The following is a 16,859-nucleotide window of genomic DNA, read 5'->3' as shown; positions in this document are numbered from 1 at the left end:
GCGGTTTGATGGCATTCAGGGTGCCCAGTCCATAAAAGCCGACAATAGTTTCTCGCCGTTACTCTGGCTCTTCTCCGGGTGAAATTGCGTGGCAAACACCGTTTGCCATTGCAGGGCAGCGACAAACGGTTGTCCATACGCGCAGCTGGCCGACACAATCTCGGCGCTTGCATCCAAAAGGCCAAAGGAGTGGCAAAAGTAAAACTGCTTCTCTCCTCTAATGTCGACGAAGAAATTCTGGCCGACTGGTTCAACTGTGATGGGACTCCAGCCCATGTGAGGCACCCGGATTGGCGGCCCCTCTCGAACGCTCGTCAAAGGCACAACTTCCCCCTTGATCCATCCTAGCCCCTGATGTCTGCCGAATTCGTGCAAGGTCGAGGCCATAATCTGCATGCCTACGCATATGCCCAGTAAAGGCGTAGCATTCTGTAAAACCGCCTCACTCAAGGCAGCATCAAGGCCACGATGTCGCAAAGCATCAAGAACATAGCCAGCCGCGCCGACGCCTGGAAGCACAAGGCGGCTAGCGCGCAAGACGGCTTCCGGGGTATCAACCACTTCGGTTTCAGCGCCAAGGCGCAAAAAGGAATTTCTGACGGATTCCAGATTTCCAACGCCGCAGTCGACGATTGAAATTCGCATTATTGTCAGCCGACGTCCCAATCCCTGTCGCCGGAAATGCGTGGCCATCTGGCTGCGTCGGCAGGTTTCCAGTCGGATACTGACTGCATTAGGTCGCTCTGAGGCGGCATCGAGTGCGGGGCGACGACATGCATTTTAACCAGGTTGTAAAAGGTTGGTTCGTCAATGCCGAGATAGGACAGAAACAATTCCAAAGCATAAGGTTTCTTGCCATCGTAGCGCTCAACCAAGTCCAGCGCCTCCGCCCTTGTCTTGCGGTTGTTGCGTATGTCGATGGAAACCAGATGAGACGTTCTGCCAAAACCGCGTTTAAGGAACTTCAGATAGTCACGGACGCCTTGCATAAAGCACTCAATCTTCTCATAGGAATATTCCGGCGGAACACCCTCAACCTCGTCACCCTTCCATCCCAATTCGCGCTCTATGATCTTCGTCTGCTCCTTGACATCCCATGGCTGGTAAGAGCCAAGGCACACCGAACGAATTTTGCCTTTGCGAATTTCCACCGCAGGCGGATAGGTGTAGGGCTTCAAGTCTCGTGGCGTCACAGGATAGGATGAGATGGAATTATCCAACATGCCTAACATGTCTTCTGCATTGATGCCAAGATTGACGAAGGCGTTGAATCGCCTTTCGTCAACTTCCTCATCATCCTCATATGAATAAAACGAAGAATATTCAGAAGAGGGCTCACCCCAAATGACGAGCGGCACGCATTTTTCAAGAGCCACCCACATTGGGTATGCAAAAATACCCGTGTGACAATGCCAGCAGAAATCACCGCGCCGCTTCAGAGATTCAAACATAAGCTTGCGCACGACCTGCCAGTTTGGCGTGAAAGTGACGGCGTCGCACCCCAGAATTCTGAGGGTCCTTAAGACGTTCTCTTGCAAGTTTTGGCGCATAAAGCCGTGGTCAAATCGAACGACAAGGGGTTTCAGCCCTCTTTCCTTCACAAGATGCCAGAGCGTATATGTGGAATCCTTGCCGCCCGAAAAAGGAACAATGCAGTCGTAATCATGCCGGCCCCTGACCTTATCGACGATCATGGAAAACTCAGCGCCTCTGGCGGCCCAATCCACGGTCGTCTGCTTGACCTCGATCTGTTTGCAAACTGAACAGACGCCTTGCGTATCAAAGGTGAGAGATTCCGCTGTTTCCGGCATGACGCAACGTGTGCAGAGACGAAGATTGGACATATTATTTCTCATGGTTGGAAGTAGCGCATGTCTTTTGGAAACTTGGATAGGTTGGAAGCACTTCGGCAAGAAGAGAGCGTGGGTTGTAAACAGAAAGCCGCTGGCCTTGATTGGCAAGGTGGCGCCCCCAACTTTCCAGAAATGGGATAATTTCATTCCTGGTAGAATGGTGCTTGTCATCGGCGCTATTTCCGCGCTGGCATTCGGTGCTCTTGTCGCCATCTTGAGCAAAGAAATAGCGGGAGTCGTAAAGGTCGACTCCAACCAGCACGATATGCCTATATCCCATGATTGATGCGAAATTTATGGAATCAATCAAAGTGCTGGCGCCATGCACGAGGCCTTCGGAAAAGCTCTTACTAGGAGGCTCGCTCTTGCCTCTGGATTTCGTGTGGTATGGAAAAACGGCCATCCCCTCTCGCAGGGCACCGGAGGCAAGCAATCTGGCAGAAGCAAAACCTCTCAATTCATCCTGATATATGAGAACGCAATTCGAATAACAAATATTTTCTGCGATGAGTTCGCCATAATATCTGACAACGCGCCACATATGAGAAATGTTGTTGAATGCAACGGTTTCTCTGACAAGGTGATAGTCGATCCGAACGCGCTGGTTAAAGGCAAACCAGTTGAAGCCCATTGTGTTGTGGCGGGAAAAGGCTTCCCATTCCTCTGGCGACAGGCTTTCAATTGAAAGACCTGAACCAAAAATAAAAATGCTGTCACTTGTCTTGCGGGAAAGAAGTTGCGCCTGGGTTAGCCTTGAGTACCGGTGCTGGGCTAAGTGTAAAAGGACACGCGAATATAGGCGCATCCACTGCGCTTGCCATTTCGGCCATTTCGGCTCCGAAGCATCCTGTCCAGCAAAAATGTCATTGTATTGTGAAAATGAAGTCATGTTGGGATCATCCAGAATCAAACGGATTGCCGAGGGGCGGCATGCTATTTCTCAAGTATATAATAAAAGTAATTTGGGTTCATGCCTGTCGGCTCGTAGTAGGTGGGGTCATAGTTTTTTCGAAAGGCGGACATTCGGCAATGATAATCGGTTTTTACGCCGAGTTTGCGTAGAAGGCCCTCGCGACAACGCTCATTTCTCGGGAAATCTCCTGACTCAAAATCGGGAAAATTTACAGAGAAGCAATCCGGATAAAGAATTTCAACACGCCGAAAACCTGCAAGCCGGGCAATTTTTCGTACGGCCAAGTAATGCGGGCGCCATGAGATCGACGAAATGGCCTTTGTAATGACGCTCTGATCTTCTGGCAAAAACGCCCAGTAATCCATGGCGTTGTGGTCTTGATGCGTGAATGTTTCTAACAGAACGTACCGTTTGCTCAGCTGATACAGATTGAGAATATGCTGGTACGGATTTGACAAGTGATACAAGAGGCCAAAACTGCAAACGACATCGAACTTCTCGTATCTCTCAGGAAAGTCAGGATGGTCTGCTGATACAGCGTCGTGCACGGCTGTAATTCTGGAATAGTCCTGATCGCTGGTTGAATCGAGAATGGCCTGGTGCTGCAGGTGCTGATTTCTACGAATTTCTGTGGAAACAACTTTGCCAAAACCGAGCTTGGCAAACCAAAACGACTTTTCCCCAGTTGCGCTTGAGATGTCGAGAAGACTTGACTGGCTCAAATCAGAAAGCTCTAGATGGTCGCAGAGTGACGCAAACCATCGGCGAGGGTAGGCAATATTGGATTTTTGGTAGGCCGTACGCAGAAGATCAATTCTTCCCGCATCTGACGCACGGTGGCAGTATGTTTCATTAAGGTTGCGGCCCTGGATTTTGTAGTAGCCGACATAGGCAGAGTCATGAAACTTGAAGCAATGCATCCAAGGGGCTAAAGGCTCGAACTGAGCCTCTAATTTTTCAAGGGCATCGGGTCTGATTGGAATTTCAGTCATGTTGAATCCAGTCTCTGATCAACAAATAATTAACCTTGCTCTATGATATCGTGCTTGACCCATTTGCCGCCTTCTCGCCACCATACGCGAGGATCGCGAAAAGTATCGGCAATTGCGTCGAACTCTGCCTCACTCATTCCGACATATTGCAGCCAACGTGCCAAGTCCCTGGGCTTAACCGGGTCATAGGACATTACCAACTCAAGCGCTTTCGTACGATCCATTAAGCCTGCCCGGAGGTCCTTGCTGGTGTGATCGGTGCAGCGTCCGTAGCCAAACTTAATGAATTTGAGATAGTCGTGAATTCCATTCTCGTGCATGTCGTCCAGATTGGACATTCTGCGGTAGGTCCTGTCGAATGGCTCGTCGCTGACCTCGAAGCCGTAGCGCTCAATGACCATGTCCGTATGGTTGTTGGCCTCCCAGTAAACATAGTTGCCAAGATATATGCCTCGCATATTGAGGTCGAACAATTCTTGGTCGCTTGGGTACTTCCAAGGAATCAGGTCCTGGCTGGTCAAGCCTTCTCTGCCTTCAAAATAATTCCACTCATAGCTCCTAGCAAAATGCTCGAGCCGGTCGCGATAGCTCATCTCTGGAAAGTCGTTCATCGAGAACTGTCCGCAAAGGTCGAGATAGCCATGCTCGCCCCAGAATACCAGCGGGATTTTGTTCTGTGCCGCGATGCGGACTGGAATGGTGGTAATGCCCGCATGGGCGTGCCAGTTCATGTCTCCCATGACTTTAAAGGAGAGGCGGTTCAACTTTTTCAGCGCGTCAACATTTGGGGCATAAATCACATGGTCGAGACCAAAAGCCTCCTTCATGCGATGAAGGTTTCGCCATCCAACCGGCGTATAGTTATTTCCATTGTATGTGACGAGCAATGGATTAAGGCCAAATTCATTCTTCAGTACATGCGCTTGAAAATAGCTGTCCTTGCCGCCTGAAACCGCAATCACGCAATCGTGTCTGCTGCCGTCGCGGCATCGTGCCTGCTCGACGATCTCCTTTAGAAGATCTCGTCTACGATTCCACTCAGACATCGGAATCGCTTGCTTGACCTCTGACATGCGGCAACCCATGCAGACGCCTTGGTCATCCATCTCCATCGGCGCCGCAGATAGGTAGGGGTAAGTGCATTTCGTACACCAGCTGGCTTTTGGCCTTGCGTCATGCGACGGCGGAAACGGGTCTGCGTCAGGCCCATCGCTCTGAATGGCCCTGGCTCGCGCCATCCGCTTTTCAAGCCTCGCATTTTCAGCCTGTACGTCAAAAACAGGTTCTCGCGGAAACCACCGACTGTTAAGCGAAACGCGACGCATGGGAATGCCAGCATCAATGCAAGATTGCTTCGCCAATGGATAGCTGAGTTCAAAGAAATGAAAGATGTTGGCGGCCGAAACGGCCGACGCCCCGCCATCCTTGACGCCTAGCGCGAAATGCCCGTAATTGCCCACGCCCCCAAGCGCGATGACGGGAATGGCAACGCTTTCAGTTACCGACCGAACCAAATCAAGGTCATATCCAAGACCAGAACCGTCTCTGTCGATAGAGTTCAGCAGAATCTCACCGGCGCCCAGGTTTTCAACTTCCCGCGCCCAGGCGGATGCCGTCTTGCCGGAAGGGCAGACGCCGCTGTCGGAGAATGCCTCGTAACTTCCATCGGCTGCACGCTTAGCATCAATGCTGACGACGATACACTGGCTGCCAAAGCGCCTGGCGGCGTTTGCAATGAATTGCGGAGACTTCAAAGCCTGGCTGTTGATGACGACCTTGTCCGCTCCGGCTTCCAGCCTTGCGGAAATGTCATCCAATGACCGTATGCGCCCGCCAAATGCCAGCGGCATGCAGCAAACGCGGGCGATGGCCTTCAAGACATCCAGGGCGGTTGATCCGTCGTAGCGGTGTGCCAGATCGTCGCGGCGCAGGTCATGCCGGTCTTCGGCGCTGATGTCGAGAATAACCAACTCGTCGACGTTCCACGACGAGAACCGTTCGACCGTGCTCATTGGGTTGCCGATAACCTGATGAACCTTGAACAACTGGCTGCGCATCAGCAAACCGTTCTTGAGCAGCAGACAGGGAATTAAACGAGGAAAGGGCATTCGCTAACTTCCGATCCGCATGCCAATGATTTTGACAAAGGCCTCAAGAAGGTCCATTCCAGCATCCTGGCTCTTTTCAGGATGGAACTGAACGCCAAAGGTCTGACCCGATTCGACGGCCGCCACGACAGAAGTGGAGCCAAACCGCATTGTAGCGGAAACGTGACCTGAGCTTTCGCATATGAATTGGTAACTGTGCACGAAGTAGAAGGTAGGATCTGTCTTGGCGCACGAGAAAAGGCGTGAATTGGCGGCCGCTTCCACGCCGCACCATCCAATATTCGGCACGCGAGCCCCCTCCTGCGGCTGAAGCCGCGTAACCTTGCCGGGAATAAGGCCCAAACCTTGCGTAGGTTCGTGCTCCTCGCCCAGGTCGGCTAGCAGTTGCATGCCAAGGCAAATACCAAGCAAGGGTTTTCTCTGGGTTCCCGCATGGCGTCTTAGGGGTTCAACAAGTCCCTTGGCGGCAAGACGCCTCATTCCGTCAGGAAATGCGCCGACGCCCGGCAGGACGACTGCGCTGGCGCTTTCAATATCTTGCGGACTATCGGCGCGCGACCAGCCAACGCCCAACCTGTCAAAAGCGTGTTCGACCGAACTGACGTTGCTGATGCCTAGATTCACAATTGCCAGCGTCAAAAAATCACTCCGCATTCATGATTGATCAAAGGACGGGCAAAGAGCAAAGCCGCCTTGCCCGCAGAACAATGTCAAGAACCTCCGCTGCTCCGCGTCCGTCGCAAGGCGGCAAAGCCTTGCCTTCAAGGCAGGCAAGGTAGCTGCGCATTTCCTCTTCGTAGTCTTGATCGAAGGAACCGGGCAAAGTTGCATCTGTCACAATGCGACCATCTAAGTCGATCATCTGCAAACGCCTTGCGATCAGATCAAGGCGCAACGAGCCAAGCGTCCCCATGATCTCAACTTCACGGCGCGCGGGCCGACTGCAGTAATCAAGGTGGATCGTGCTTATGTGTCCACCCTGGTGGCTTAGGATCAATTGAGCCACGTCTTCAGACGCCAGACCAAGCGTTTGGCTGTTTGAAACTGCAGCGCCGGAAAGGCTGGCGCGCCCGAGCAGGTATGTGGCTAGGTCTATCTCGTGAATGTCGTCGAACAGCACGCCACCGGTAGCAGGGTCGGCGGCGTAGCCATTTCGGTAATCTTGATATGGCCGCCACGAGGGCAAATATGCAGACGCCAAGAATCGCGCCCAAAGTGGGCGGCCAATCTCGCCGCTCTCAAGCGCCTGTTTGGCTTGCGTGACGCAGGCGTGAAAGCGCAGCATGAACCCAACATAGACAATCAAACCAGCGCTGTCGGCATGATCCAAGATTTGTTGCAGTCCCTGGTCCGTGTGTGCGATAGGTTTCTCTATCAAGCACGAATGGCCAAGCGCCACGGCTTCAGCCAGATCCTGCAAATGCTGGCCAGGAGGGGAAGCAATGACCAGGGCAGCGCAACCCAAGACGTCCTTGCGCTCGGTCGTTGTACCTCCCCCTGCCTGCTCAAGAAGATGGCGCCGCTCAAGGTTTGGGTCGAAGCCAATGACCTGTTGCCCAAGTTTGATCAAGTTGCGCGCGTGGCGCAACCCGATTGATCCCAAACCCAGAACGCCGATCGGCTCGCCCTTACGCCACATCGGGACCCTCCACCAGAAAGTCGCCAAGCGCCATGAAAGGAAGGCCGCTTGCCGAGAAGGCGCGCAAGGCGTCCTGCGCAGAGCAAACGATCGGTTCTTCGTGCATGTTGAAACTTGTGTTGACGAGGCTTGAAAGGCCCGTTTTGGCATGATAGGCGGTTAGGATGGCGAAGAAATCGGGGTAGTCCGCTTCTGAGACCAGTTGCGGCCTTGCCGTTCCGTCAACATGAACGGCGGCTGGCGCCTGCTCCCTCATCTTTTGTGTGCAATCAAAGGTCATGGCCATGAAGCGCGCCGGGCTGCGACCCGCATCAAGATTCCTGTAGCAAGAAGGCGCGTCGCTGGCCAAGGTTGCCGGGGCAAAGGGCATGAATTCCGACCTGTGAAGACGACGGTTCAGCCAGTCGTTCACGGATGCGTCGCTGGCGCGGTAAAGAATGCTGCGGTGGCCAAGAGCTCGCGGCCCGAATTCCATGGCGCCAGTACAACGGATCACCACATGTCCGTCAGCCAATAAGTTCCCCACAGTCTCGGCGATGTTCGCTGGGCGCGTGAATGGAAAACCCGATTGCTCCAAACACGCCAGCGCTTCACGATTGTCTATGGATGGACCTAAATACATGCTTGTCGCTGGCCGAGGCGCGACGCCATAAATTTCCGCGTGGGCAAGCCACGCCGAGCCGACGGAAAGTCCCCCGTCTCCCATGTTTGGAAAGACATAGACCTCTTCAACATTGTCTAATTCAGCCAGTCTTTGGTTCAGTTTGACGTTGGCGAAAATCCCCCCCGCCAGGGCCAAGCGACGCGCCCTGTCGCCTTGCTTGGCAACGAGGGCGCAGACAACCTCTTCGAGACGGCGTTGCGCGGCAGCTGCGACATCCTCGCGGCTAAAGTCCATAACGAACTCAGCCAGCGCAGGATTGTCGTAGCGCGGCAAATAAAGACCGTTCTCCATGCGTCCGAGGAAACGGCCCTCTTCAGGCAATACGTCAACCATATCAGCAATGGCGGAATAGGATTTCGGATCAGCGCAGAAGGCGGCCAGCCCAAGCACTTTTCCCTCGTGACGATGCGGAATGAAACCAAGGGCCTTCGTGATGCCCCCGTAGAAATAACCAAGGGAATCGAAGGTGTGAGAATAAGAGAGCCTTGTTAATTCAGAACCATGACCGAGCCAAAGGGTAGATGAAGCATCCTCGCCCCAGCCATCGGCCGTTAGCACAAGCGCGTCTTCCCAGCCCGAGCCGTAAAAGGCGCAGGCGGCGTGGGCCTGATGATGGGAATAGACGCGGACGGGTCTGCCAAGTTTCGCTACTTCGGCAAGATAGTCAGGCGTGCGGACTGAAACTACCATTCGTTCATGGTCGCGTCTGGACTGCAGGGCCTTAAGCTGAAAGGTCTTCCGCTCGGCGGACAAAGAAGAGTCGCTGATAAGTTTGGCCTTATCGTCGAATGGAATTTCCGCGAAGGCGCCATCGGTTGCGCCATGCGTGGCCACCAAATCAACATCCTGAAGCGACAAACCCGTTTGCGCCAGAACGCATTCTATGGATGCATGCGGAACGCCATGCCATAGCTTAATGCGGTTTAGCCTCTCCTCGCTTACGGCAGCAAGTAGCTCGCCGTCTCGCAAGATGCAGGCCGATGCGTCTGAAAGAAAGCCGAGGCCAAGAATAATCATATATAACCTGTGGGCCGCGAGGAGAGAAGGCTGGTGATGGCCTGCTGGAGCGTAGGCAAATTGTAGCCAAGGGCCGTTTCCGCCTTTGAGACGTTCAAGCCAAGACTGTCAGCGCGCATAGGCGTCAGGCCTGAGACCGAACCCGTTACGGTCCAATCAAGATCAATCCCCATCTGACAGGCAACGGCTGCGACAAAATCTTGCTTTGTAGAAACGGTGCGCGAGGCGACATTGAAAATGCCGCTAGCATCCTTGAAGGACAAATCGAAAATTGCCTTGGCTAGACTCGGCGCATCCAATGTCGAAGTCCAGAAGTCGTTGAAAAGGGTCAGTGGCGAGCGGTCAAGAAGCGAGCGCACGGCCCATTCGATGAAGGTTGGACGGTTTTGAAGACCGCGCCAGCCGGTAAAATTCGTGCGGACGACAAGAGTGCCCGGCAGCGTCAGGGCGAATGATTCTGCCGCCCACTTGCTTCTTGCGTATTCATTGACCAGGGTCACGCTTGCCGTCTCATCATGCGCCACATCGCAGTCGCCCAAGTAGAAGTGATCGGTGGAAATATGAACGAACTTGGCGCCGATCTCACGGCAAGTGTGCGCCAAAATAGCTGCTGGGCGCGCATTTACGGCATAGGCGCCGCCTGGATCGCTCTCGCAGACCGCCAAATCTACGATAGCGGCTGAATTGATGACCAATGTGGGCTTGACGGCCATAACGGCCCCTGCAAGGGCGCAAGCGTCTTGAATGTCCAGCTCGATTTCTGAGCCTGAGCGCGCCAAGCCATTATAGGCAATGCCGCGCCGACGAGATTCGACGCAAAGCGCTTTTCCAAGTGTTCCAGACCCACCGATGATTAGAAGCGTCATTAAACAGCCGCTTGTTTGCTTAGGTTTCGTCAGAAAGCCAAGAATTGATGAGATCGGCACTCGCCCATTCGTCATTGGTGTCACTGGCGTAGCGAAAGCTCTCCGGAACTTGTTTTGCGCCGCGCTGTTTGTACTGCTCCATTTCGGGCACAGCAGAAGCTGGAAGAACCAAATATCTGTCCTCAAGCTCTAAGGTTCCTCGGGCATCGTCCTCTGTCAGAAGAAGCTCATGCAGCTTTTCGCCAGGCCGTATCCCAACAACCTTGTGCGGCAGACCTGCCCCCATGGACGCCGCTAAGTCGGTGACGCGCATGCTGGGGATTTTGGGAACAAAGATTTCCCATCCTTGCATCATGGCAAGCGAGGATAGAACAAAGTTGACGCCTTGCTCAAGCGTGATCCAAAAGCGCGTCATTCGAGGGTCTGTAATCGGAAGGCTGGTTGCGCCTTCCCTAATCAGCTTGCGAAACAAGGGTACGACGCTTCCACGCGAGCCAACGACATTTCCGTACCTGACGACTGAAAAGCGTGTAAGGCGGTTGCCGGAAAGGTGGTTCGCCGCCACAAATATCTTGTCGGCGGCCAGTTTGCTGGCGCCGTATAGATTGACAGGATTGACGGCCTTATCGGTCGAAAGCGCCATAACCCTAGGCACATTGTTCCTGAGGGCGGCGCGCACGACATTTTCGGCGCCCATCACATTGGTGTTGATGCATTCGAAAGGGTTGTACTCGGCTACCGGCACATGCTTGAGCGCAGCCGCGTGGATGACGACATCGACGCCGTTCATGGCCATGTCAAGGCGCTGTTCATCTCGCACGTCTCCGATGAAGAAGCGCATGATGTCCATTTCCACTTCATTAAAGTCTGGCATCATCTCGACTTGTTTATGCTCGTCGCGCGAGAAGATTATGATCTTTTTTGCCTGAAAGCGCTTTAGAACCGCGTGTGAAAAGTGTTTGCCGAAAGAACCGGTGCCGCCGGTAATTAGAATGGTCTTGCCATTTAAGTCCGGGCTGGGAACGAGAAAGTCTCTTACCATTTTGGAACGGCTCCGATTACGACTGAGTTTAGGTTACGCATCATCAAAGAATGTGCGTTAGTGGGAGGGGCATGCTACTTAGAGAAAAGCAGAGGTTCTGCAACCTCGTTGTCGTCACTCAAGTGTTGAAGGCGGGCATAATTCCAAAATGTGCCGCGGCGCTCAAATAGGCTTGAATATGACCCTTCTTCGGCAACACGGCCGTTCTCGAGAACAACAATGTGGTCGGCATTGCGAATTGTGGCCAGCCTGTGCGCGATGACCAAAACCGTGCGGTCTTGGCAGAGAAAAGCCAGGGCCTCTTGAACGTGCTGTTCCGAAACGGCGTCCAGGGCGCTAGTTGCTTCATCAAGTATGAGAATGGATGGATTAGCCAGTAGAGCGCGGGCAATTGCGATGCGTTGAGCCTGACCTCCAGAAAGCCGCACGCCGCGGTCACCGACAAGAGTGTCGTAACCTTGTTCCGTTTCTAAGATGAAGTCGTGCGCATGCGCCAATTTAGCGGCTTCTTCAACTTGCTGATCGTCAGCTTCAAGTTTGCCGAACCTAATGTTTTCGCGGATGGTATCGTTGAATAGAAATGTCGACTGACTGACAATGCCGATCGACTTTCGCCAGGAGGCAATCTCGAAGTCCTCGATATTCATGCCGTTACAGGAAATAACCCCCTGCGTCGGCGAGTAAAACCGCGCCAAGAGTTTGATCAGCGTTGATTTTCCAGAACCAGAGGCTCCAACCAACGCAAGCGTTTTTCCATTTTCAAGCGTCAACGAGACGTCATCAAGCACAGCCATGCCGTTTCCCGAGTAAGAGAAGCTGACATGTTCAAGGCGAATGTTCGTCTGAATGCCTGGAAAAGGTTTGCCCTCTGCAAGGTTCTGCTGCGGCTTGTTTGCTCTCAAGAAGTCCGCAACTTGGGCAATGCCCGGGGCCTGTGCGGCAAGATCACTTCTAAGCCTAAGAATCGTACTCACCGGGCCTGAAAGCCTAGCCATGACAATTAGGTATAAGACGATCATTTCAGACCAAATCTGCCCGTCGACCGTAAGTACAAAAGTGCCAAAAAACAAGATCAAGGCCAGTGAAAAGGTACTGGCAAGCGAGTGAATCGGCTGCGACTTGGCGCGAAGCTCGACCCCTGTCGTCAGGGCGCGAATATACGAGGCAAGATGATCGGCATAGCGCTTTGCCGCCCAATCCTCACGGGTAAACGGTCGAATAACGGATAGGCCGTTGACGCATTCCATAACCGTGTGGTGAAGATCGGCTACGATGGTATTTTGGTCGCGGGCATTCTTGCGGATTTGCCGATTGATCCTCTGGACCAGAAAATAGGTCATTGCAAATAGCCCCATCCCAAGGACGGTTAATTGCCACGAGACCAAAAGAACGACGGTCGAGAAAAGAGCAAGCGAAAGAAAGGCGGGCAGAAATGACACAAGGGTGAACATGCTGTACGAAACGCTGCTGGGGAGATTGTTCAAAATGAAGAAAATGTCGCTCAGCCGTGATTTGTTCACAGAATCGAAGTTCATAAAAAGTGCGGCATCAAAGAGTTTTTTCCGAACGCGCCGCTCGACATCGACTTGAAATCTAAAATTTAAAAGCGTTGCCCCGTAGGTAAGCCCAACGCGCAGCAGCGTTGTGCAGATAATTGCCAAGGCCAGCCAGCGAATACCGCTAAGCTGATCAAGATTGGAAAAAAATGGCGTTAAAAAGCCCAGGGGAGTGTCGGCCATGCGTGCGCCGATACCTCCACCCATGAGAGCCTGGAGAAATGGGACAAGCAATCCAATTGAAACAAAATCAGAGAGCATCGCCAAAATGCTGACCATGGCGACAGTCAGTGGATACTTCCACGACAGCTTAACTAGGCGCCAGAAAAAAGGAACATCCCTGGTAATCAGGGTTTTTTCGTTTGCTGGCGCTTCTGTGGAACGGTTCATCAACTCATCACTTCATTTCTAAAACGACAGATAAAAAGTCAGTAACATAAGGCTGCCAGTAAACGTGACCGGCAGGGTGGACGCGACATTGGACGTTCTTGAACTCCTTGAAACTCTCGCACGTCAGTTGTGACATCGCATCCATTCCGTAAACGCCGCCCTCCTGGCTTCCCCAGGTAAAAAGAGATTGGGTTTTGCCCTTTGCCAGCCACGCCTTGATTGCTTCTTGCGAGTACAATTCATAAAGGCCAGAGGCTGCAAGTTGATCCATGCCGGCTATTTCATATTTGTCATTAAGAACACTATATCCGGAAGCGATAATAGCTCCGTCTGGATTAGACAAGGTTGATAATATAGCCGCCGCCTGCCCACCCTGCGAGAGTCCTGCAATAACCAGTTTCGGATAGGATTTGCGCAGGTGCTTCGCGAGGGCAAGCGCTTCGGTCAGATAAAGCGTCGAATAGGACGCGCCCCGATTAATTAGGTAATAGGCAATGGACCGAAAATTCAGGCTGCGCTGACCATCGTGGATGGCGGCAATAGAGTCGGCCGGCTTAATCTGGACAAAAGTATCGCAGAAGGCGGGGCCAATAGAGACGATGTTTTTTTGGTAATTCGGCTCCTTCGACCGCATCATTTCCCAGGCTTGATTGTATCCAGAGCCGGGGATTACCAACAGCGCGCATCTTGACTTGTCTGGTCCGTGCCGCTTGTAGGCGAGCGCTTGTCGCTTGCCAAAAAAGTCAAAGCTGACAATAAGCACGCCAGGCCGGGAGCGTTCATCAGCACCACTCAAACTGAGATCGCTATAGGCGCGGGGAAGACTTGCGTCAGGAATTCTCATCGCCTCAAGGCGTTGATGCAATTCGTCCAGGGATAGCACAGGGGAAAACATCTGATCGCTGGGCGCAACAAGATCGTCAGTGAAGGCTTGCGCCAACACCTCACCTTCTCCACGCGTCAGATTCTCTCGGCTTTGGCCGGTCTCGGGTCCGCTTTGGGTGTCTGGGCGAATCCGCGTCCGCAGCTCTGCCAGCCAAACAGAGGAGACCAGTGCTTTGTATGGGGGCAAGTTGAAGTGAACCGTAATCGCGCCAACAGCAAAACCTGCCGATCCTGCGCAAAGTACAGCAACAACAAACAAAAAAAACAGGCTATTAAGAGGCTTCATGACTGTTTCGATTGCACTTCTTTGACCGTGCAGTGTATATAGTGTTCGCTCCTTGCTCTATATCATTAACCGGCGGTCGCAACCATGTATTTTCTTTATTATGCCGGCATGGCTTCAAATTGGACGACCGAACAAATTGGCCTCGCCCTTTCCGATGATGGAGAAGTCTTCCACCGGTATGGCGCAGACGGCATGATCATACCCATTGATCCGGCCAGTGACTGGAAGAACTTAAGGGTGTGCAACCCCCATGTCCTGCCGGTTGGGAACGGCTATGCAATGCTGTACCAGGGTATTGCCGCTGCCAACGAAGCCAGCTGCATTGGACTCGCAACGTCAAGCGATGGCTTTGCCTGGAATTGCCACGCCGCGCCAGTTTTGCGCGGGACGCAAGTTCAAGAAATCGATAGCGGACTTATGCATGGGTCGATGGCCAGTGTCATCGAACCATGTGTGCTAGAGGTCGAGAATGGATATCGACTTTGGTTCGTCTATCGGCACAAAAGCGCTTCCGGCAACGCCATATATCATGCTCGCAGTACAGACCTTGTTCGTTGGCGCGTTGATCCGACCCCGGTTCTTACCGGGGCGGCCTTTCCCTTTGGCTCCATCTGGTATCCGCAAGTCGTGCGGGAAGGCTCTGGCTTCACTATGTATGTCACAGTAAGAAGCGACTCTCATGCGATCTATAGCCTATCTTCACAAGACGGGCTTGAATTTCGAGACCCATTTCTGATCACAGGCGAGATGTGGGATACTCCTCGGGCAGCCATGTCGCTAAAAAAGTCAGTTGCCGCTCGACGCCTTGCTGTGCGCGCGCTGGGTTCGTATCAGCGCATGAAACAAATGATTCTGCCTCGGCTTGGCCTGGAACGGGGGGTGCAGGGGCTGGCTCACGCCCACCTGCTGCCGGAAGTCGAGGGCAACCGCTTGTACGTTCACGCTTACAACCTAACGGCTGCTGGGCGCCGGTATATGGAGATCGGCCAATTGTCGCAAACAGATAAGGGGCAGTGGGTGAATTATCGGACGTCACTGAGCAGGTCGCCGAATCAAAATGCGTGGGACAGCGCCTTTGTGGCAGATCCATTTGTAATTTCATCTAACGACCCAGTTCCAGCAATTGCATGAACTCGCGCCACCAGCGCTTCGCGTCTCCTGCCGCTCGAGTCGTTTCCGTCTGTTTGGTGGCCACCAAATCGGCAAAACACTCGTCGTACAAGCACCGGCGGATCAGGCTGGTAAACTCTTCCGGGGTGAATGCCTCTGTTTCCGGAATGTCAAGAATCGGCAGGGCAAACTCTGCATATGATCGTCTTCCTCCAACGCCGACGTCCTTAGGAATTTGCATATAGGGAAAGGGTGCCCCTAACAAGTAGGCTTCAAAACGACTGGAGCCGCCGGTGTTTGGCCAACTATCAGGTGAAACCCTGGTCTTGGACAATAGATCCTTGCAGCGCTGCCAATTTGGATCCGGGATATCGCCGTTCTTGTCGCGGGTTGACGAGAAGCCACCCTCAAAATGAAAGCGGCCCTGAAGATTCCACGTCGCTATATGACGGCGAATTCTGTCCAGGGCTCCATTCGAGTCTCTGCCCATGATGACCAGATCAACATTCTGATCATCGGCAAGGACCGTCAACACACTGTCCAGCCAGCGTGGCGAGAACTTGAACAACGAGCCGAAAGCAAAAAGAAAAGGTTGTCTATCCCGCCATTTTCGTTGCTCTGATGCGACGATGTCGCGCGCATCATAAATCATGCCTAAATATTCTGTTCTCTGGCCAAACGCTTTATCGGTAAGCCTGCAGTGGATGCGCCCCTTCTTAATATGAGTATGAGGAGCTAACTGCGCAATGATGTTCAAGTCTATTCTGGGGTGATGCAGAATATCTGACCCTCCACTGACGTGAGCAATCATGGGAACGCTGATCGAATCGAACAGCTGTGACGGCGCCTTTCTCCATATATTAACAAGGACATCCAGGTTCTCGGCTTCAATTGCCTCTGACAGTGGCGGGTGTCCGGCTGCGTCAGCCCAGTTGGCACTGTCTGAAACCTGAATGTATTTCAAGGGCAGTTCTGCTAGGCGCTCCAAAGCACGGCCTTCGAAAGGAAGGTCGAAGACGATAAGTTCGGCATCCTTTGGAAAACCAAGAAAGAAGTCTGTTCCAAAGCTTAAAGCTCCTGCAAAGCGGCCCAGACACCCGATACGAGGTTTGCGTGAAACACACTTGGCTACCGGTCGCCTTTGCTTCATTGCGTGCGGTTCTTCAAGCCGGGCCATTACTCCGGCATGGAATGCAGAACCCTGCAACGAGAAGCTGGGGGCCTCTTGCGAGAACATGGTTGGAATGAGACGCAGCTGCCAGCTCGATAGCCATCTGTTGGCATGCCAAGCACTTTTTGCAATAAAAAGATATCTGTAGACTAATGCACAAAGTAATGTGGCTGAAGGTCCGTAGGCCAGCCACAAAAGAACCTGCCATCCTGTGGCATATAGACGCGTGCTGAAATTCGTGAAAAAGGTCAAAGCAAGGAGCCGTTCATGAATGTTCCGGAGGTTCCTTCAACCATTGCTCAGACGGCGATTCGAATTTAGGATTACCACGAATGGATGGGTGATTGCACCCCAGGCTGAGGCCAGC

14 protein-coding genes are annotated in these 16,859 nt (G+C 53.0%); 1 reads left to right on the top strand and 13 read right to left on the bottom strand.

Annotated features, from left to right (window positions below):
• Positions 1–15 precede the first annotated feature (15 nt).
• The 12 genes from hisH (HQL44_05260) to HQL44_05205 all read right to left on the bottom strand — a co-directional run bounded on the left by hisH (HQL44_05260) (position 16) and on the right by HQL44_05205 (position 14,211).
• Positions 16–645 carry an imidazole glycerol phosphate synthase subunit HisH gene (hisH, locus tag HQL44_05260; GenBank protein ID MBF0267978.1) on the bottom strand — a complete coding sequence of 210 codons (630 nt, stop codon included), beginning with the start codon at positions 643–645 and terminating at the stop codon, positions 16–18.
• Between the two features lie 5 nt (positions 646–650).
• Complete coding sequence (locus tag HQL44_05255) at positions 651–1,844, bottom strand: N-acetyl sugar amidotransferase (protein MBF0267977.1); 1,194 nt, start codon at positions 1,842–1,844, stop codon at positions 651–653.
• A gap of 1 nt (position 1,845) precedes the next feature.
• Positions 1,846–2,742 (bottom strand): hypothetical protein, encoded by an 897-nt coding sequence (locus HQL44_05250; protein MBF0267976.1) that lies wholly within the window; start codon positions 2,740–2,742, stop codon positions 1,846–1,848.
• A gap of 44 nt (positions 2,743–2,786) precedes the next feature.
• Positions 2,787–3,758, bottom strand: a complete 972-nt coding sequence (locus tag HQL44_05245) for a methyltransferase domain-containing protein (protein ID MBF0267975.1) — start codon at positions 3,756–3,758, stop codon at positions 2,787–2,789.
• A 29-nt stretch (positions 3,759–3,787) separates the two neighbouring features.
• Complete coding sequence (gene hisF, locus HQL44_05240) at positions 3,788–5,866, bottom strand: imidazole glycerol phosphate synthase subunit HisF (GenBank protein ID MBF0267974.1); 2,079 nt, start codon at positions 5,864–5,866, stop codon at positions 3,788–3,790.
• Positions 5,867–5,869: 3 nt separating this feature from the next.
• Positions 5,870–6,505: an imidazole glycerol phosphate synthase subunit HisH gene (gene hisH / locus HQL44_05235; GenBank protein MBF0267973.1), complete on the bottom strand. Its 636-nt coding sequence runs from the start codon at positions 6,503–6,505 to the stop codon at positions 5,870–5,872.
• Positions 6,506–6,530: 25 nt separating this feature from the next.
• Positions 6,531–7,505 (bottom strand): Gfo/Idh/MocA family oxidoreductase, encoded by a 975-nt coding sequence (locus HQL44_05230; GenBank protein MBF0267972.1) that lies wholly within the window; start codon positions 7,503–7,505, stop codon positions 6,531–6,533.
• Positions 7,495–9,186: a carbamoyl transferase gene (locus HQL44_05225; protein MBF0267971.1), complete on the bottom strand. Its 1,692-nt coding sequence runs from the start codon at positions 9,184–9,186 to the stop codon at positions 7,495–7,497. Before HQL44_05225 ends, HQL44_05230 begins: the two co-directional genes overlap by 11 nt.
• The gene (locus HQL44_05220) at positions 9,183–10,112 is read right to left on the bottom strand and encodes a sugar nucleotide-binding protein (GenBank protein MBF0267970.1); all 930 of its coding nucleotides are present in this window, start codon (positions 10,110–10,112) and stop codon (positions 9,183–9,185) included. Before HQL44_05220 ends, HQL44_05225 begins: the two co-directional genes overlap by 4 nt.
• Positions 10,072–11,094, bottom strand: coding sequence for a UDP-N-acetylglucosamine 4,6-dehydratase (inverting) (gene pseB, locus HQL44_05215; GenBank protein ID MBF0267969.1), 1,023 nt, complete (start codon positions 11,092–11,094; stop codon positions 10,072–10,074). The genes HQL44_05220 and pseB overlap by 41 nt, the downstream gene beginning before the upstream one ends.
• Positions 11,095–11,168: 74 nt before the next feature.
• On the bottom strand, positions 11,169–13,040 hold the full coding sequence (locus HQL44_05210; protein ID MBF0267968.1) for an ABC transporter ATP-binding protein: 1,872 nt from the start codon (positions 13,038–13,040) through the stop codon (positions 11,169–11,171).
• Between the two features lie 7 nt (positions 13,041–13,047).
• Positions 13,048–14,211 carry a hypothetical protein gene (locus HQL44_05205; protein ID MBF0267967.1) on the bottom strand — a complete coding sequence of 388 codons (1,164 nt, stop codon included), beginning with the start codon at positions 14,209–14,211 and terminating at the stop codon, positions 13,048–13,050.
• Between the two features lie 84 nt (positions 14,212–14,295).
• On the opposite strand from HQL44_05205, the gene HQL44_05200 reads away from it, so the two are divergent.
• Entirely contained in the window at positions 14,296–15,342 is a 1,047-nt protein-coding gene (locus tag HQL44_05200) for a hypothetical protein (GenBank protein ID MBF0267966.1), read from the top strand.
• Here the strand turns inward: HQL44_05200 and HQL44_05195 are convergent.
• Positions 15,314–16,687, bottom strand: a complete 1,374-nt coding sequence (locus tag HQL44_05195; protein MBF0267965.1) for a hypothetical protein — start codon at positions 16,685–16,687, stop codon at positions 15,314–15,316. The two genes, HQL44_05200 and HQL44_05195, sit on opposite strands and share 29 nt — an antisense overlap.
• Between the last annotated feature and the right edge of the window lie 172 nt (positions 16,688–16,859).

Source organism: Alphaproteobacteria bacterium, from assembly GCA_015231795.1.
Classification (GTDB): Bacteria; Pseudomonadota; Alphaproteobacteria; order Rhodospirillales; family WMHbin7; genus WMHbin7.
This window is presented reverse-complemented; position numbering and strand designations above follow the sequence as displayed.

Excerpts from the sequence above, each read along its gene's own strand:
- pseB (MBF0267969.1), bottom strand. The coding sequence starts at position 11,094 with ATGGTAAGAGACTTTCTCGTTCCCAGCCCGGACTTAAATGGCAAGACC.
- HQL44_05225 (MBF0267971.1), bottom strand. The coding sequence starts at position 9,186 with ATGATTATTCTTGGCCTCGGCTTTCTTTCAGACGCATCGGCCTGCATC.
- HQL44_05250 (MBF0267976.1), bottom strand. The coding sequence starts at position 2,742 with ATGACTTCATTTTCACAATACAATGACATTTTTGCTGGACAGGATGCT.
- hisH (MBF0267978.1), bottom strand. The coding sequence starts at position 645 with ATGCGAATTTCAATCGTCGACTGCGGCGTTGGAAATCTGGAATCCGTC.
- HQL44_05245 (MBF0267975.1), bottom strand. The coding sequence starts at position 3,758 with ATGACTGAAATTCCAATCAGACCCGATGCCCTTGAAAAATTAGAGGCT.
- HQL44_05200 (MBF0267966.1), top strand. The coding sequence starts at position 14,296 with ATGTATTTTCTTTATTATGCCGGCATGGCTTCAAATTGGACGACCGAA.
- hisF (MBF0267974.1), bottom strand. The coding sequence starts at position 5,866 with ATGCCCTTTCCTCGTTTAATTCCCTGTCTGCTGCTCAAGAACGGTTTG.
- HQL44_05255 (MBF0267977.1), bottom strand. The coding sequence starts at position 1,844 with ATGTCCAATCTTCGTCTCTGCACACGTTGCGTCATGCCGGAAACAGCG.
- HQL44_05210 (MBF0267968.1), bottom strand. The coding sequence starts at position 13,040 with ATGAACCGTTCCACAGAAGCGCCAGCAAACGAAAAAACCCTGATTACC.
- HQL44_05230 (MBF0267972.1), bottom strand. The coding sequence starts at position 7,505 with ATGTGGCGTAAGGGCGAGCCGATCGGCGTTCTGGGTTTGGGATCAATC.
- HQL44_05205 (MBF0267967.1), bottom strand. The coding sequence starts at position 14,211 with ATGAAGCCTCTTAATAGCCTGTTTTTTTTGTTTGTTGTTGCTGTACTT.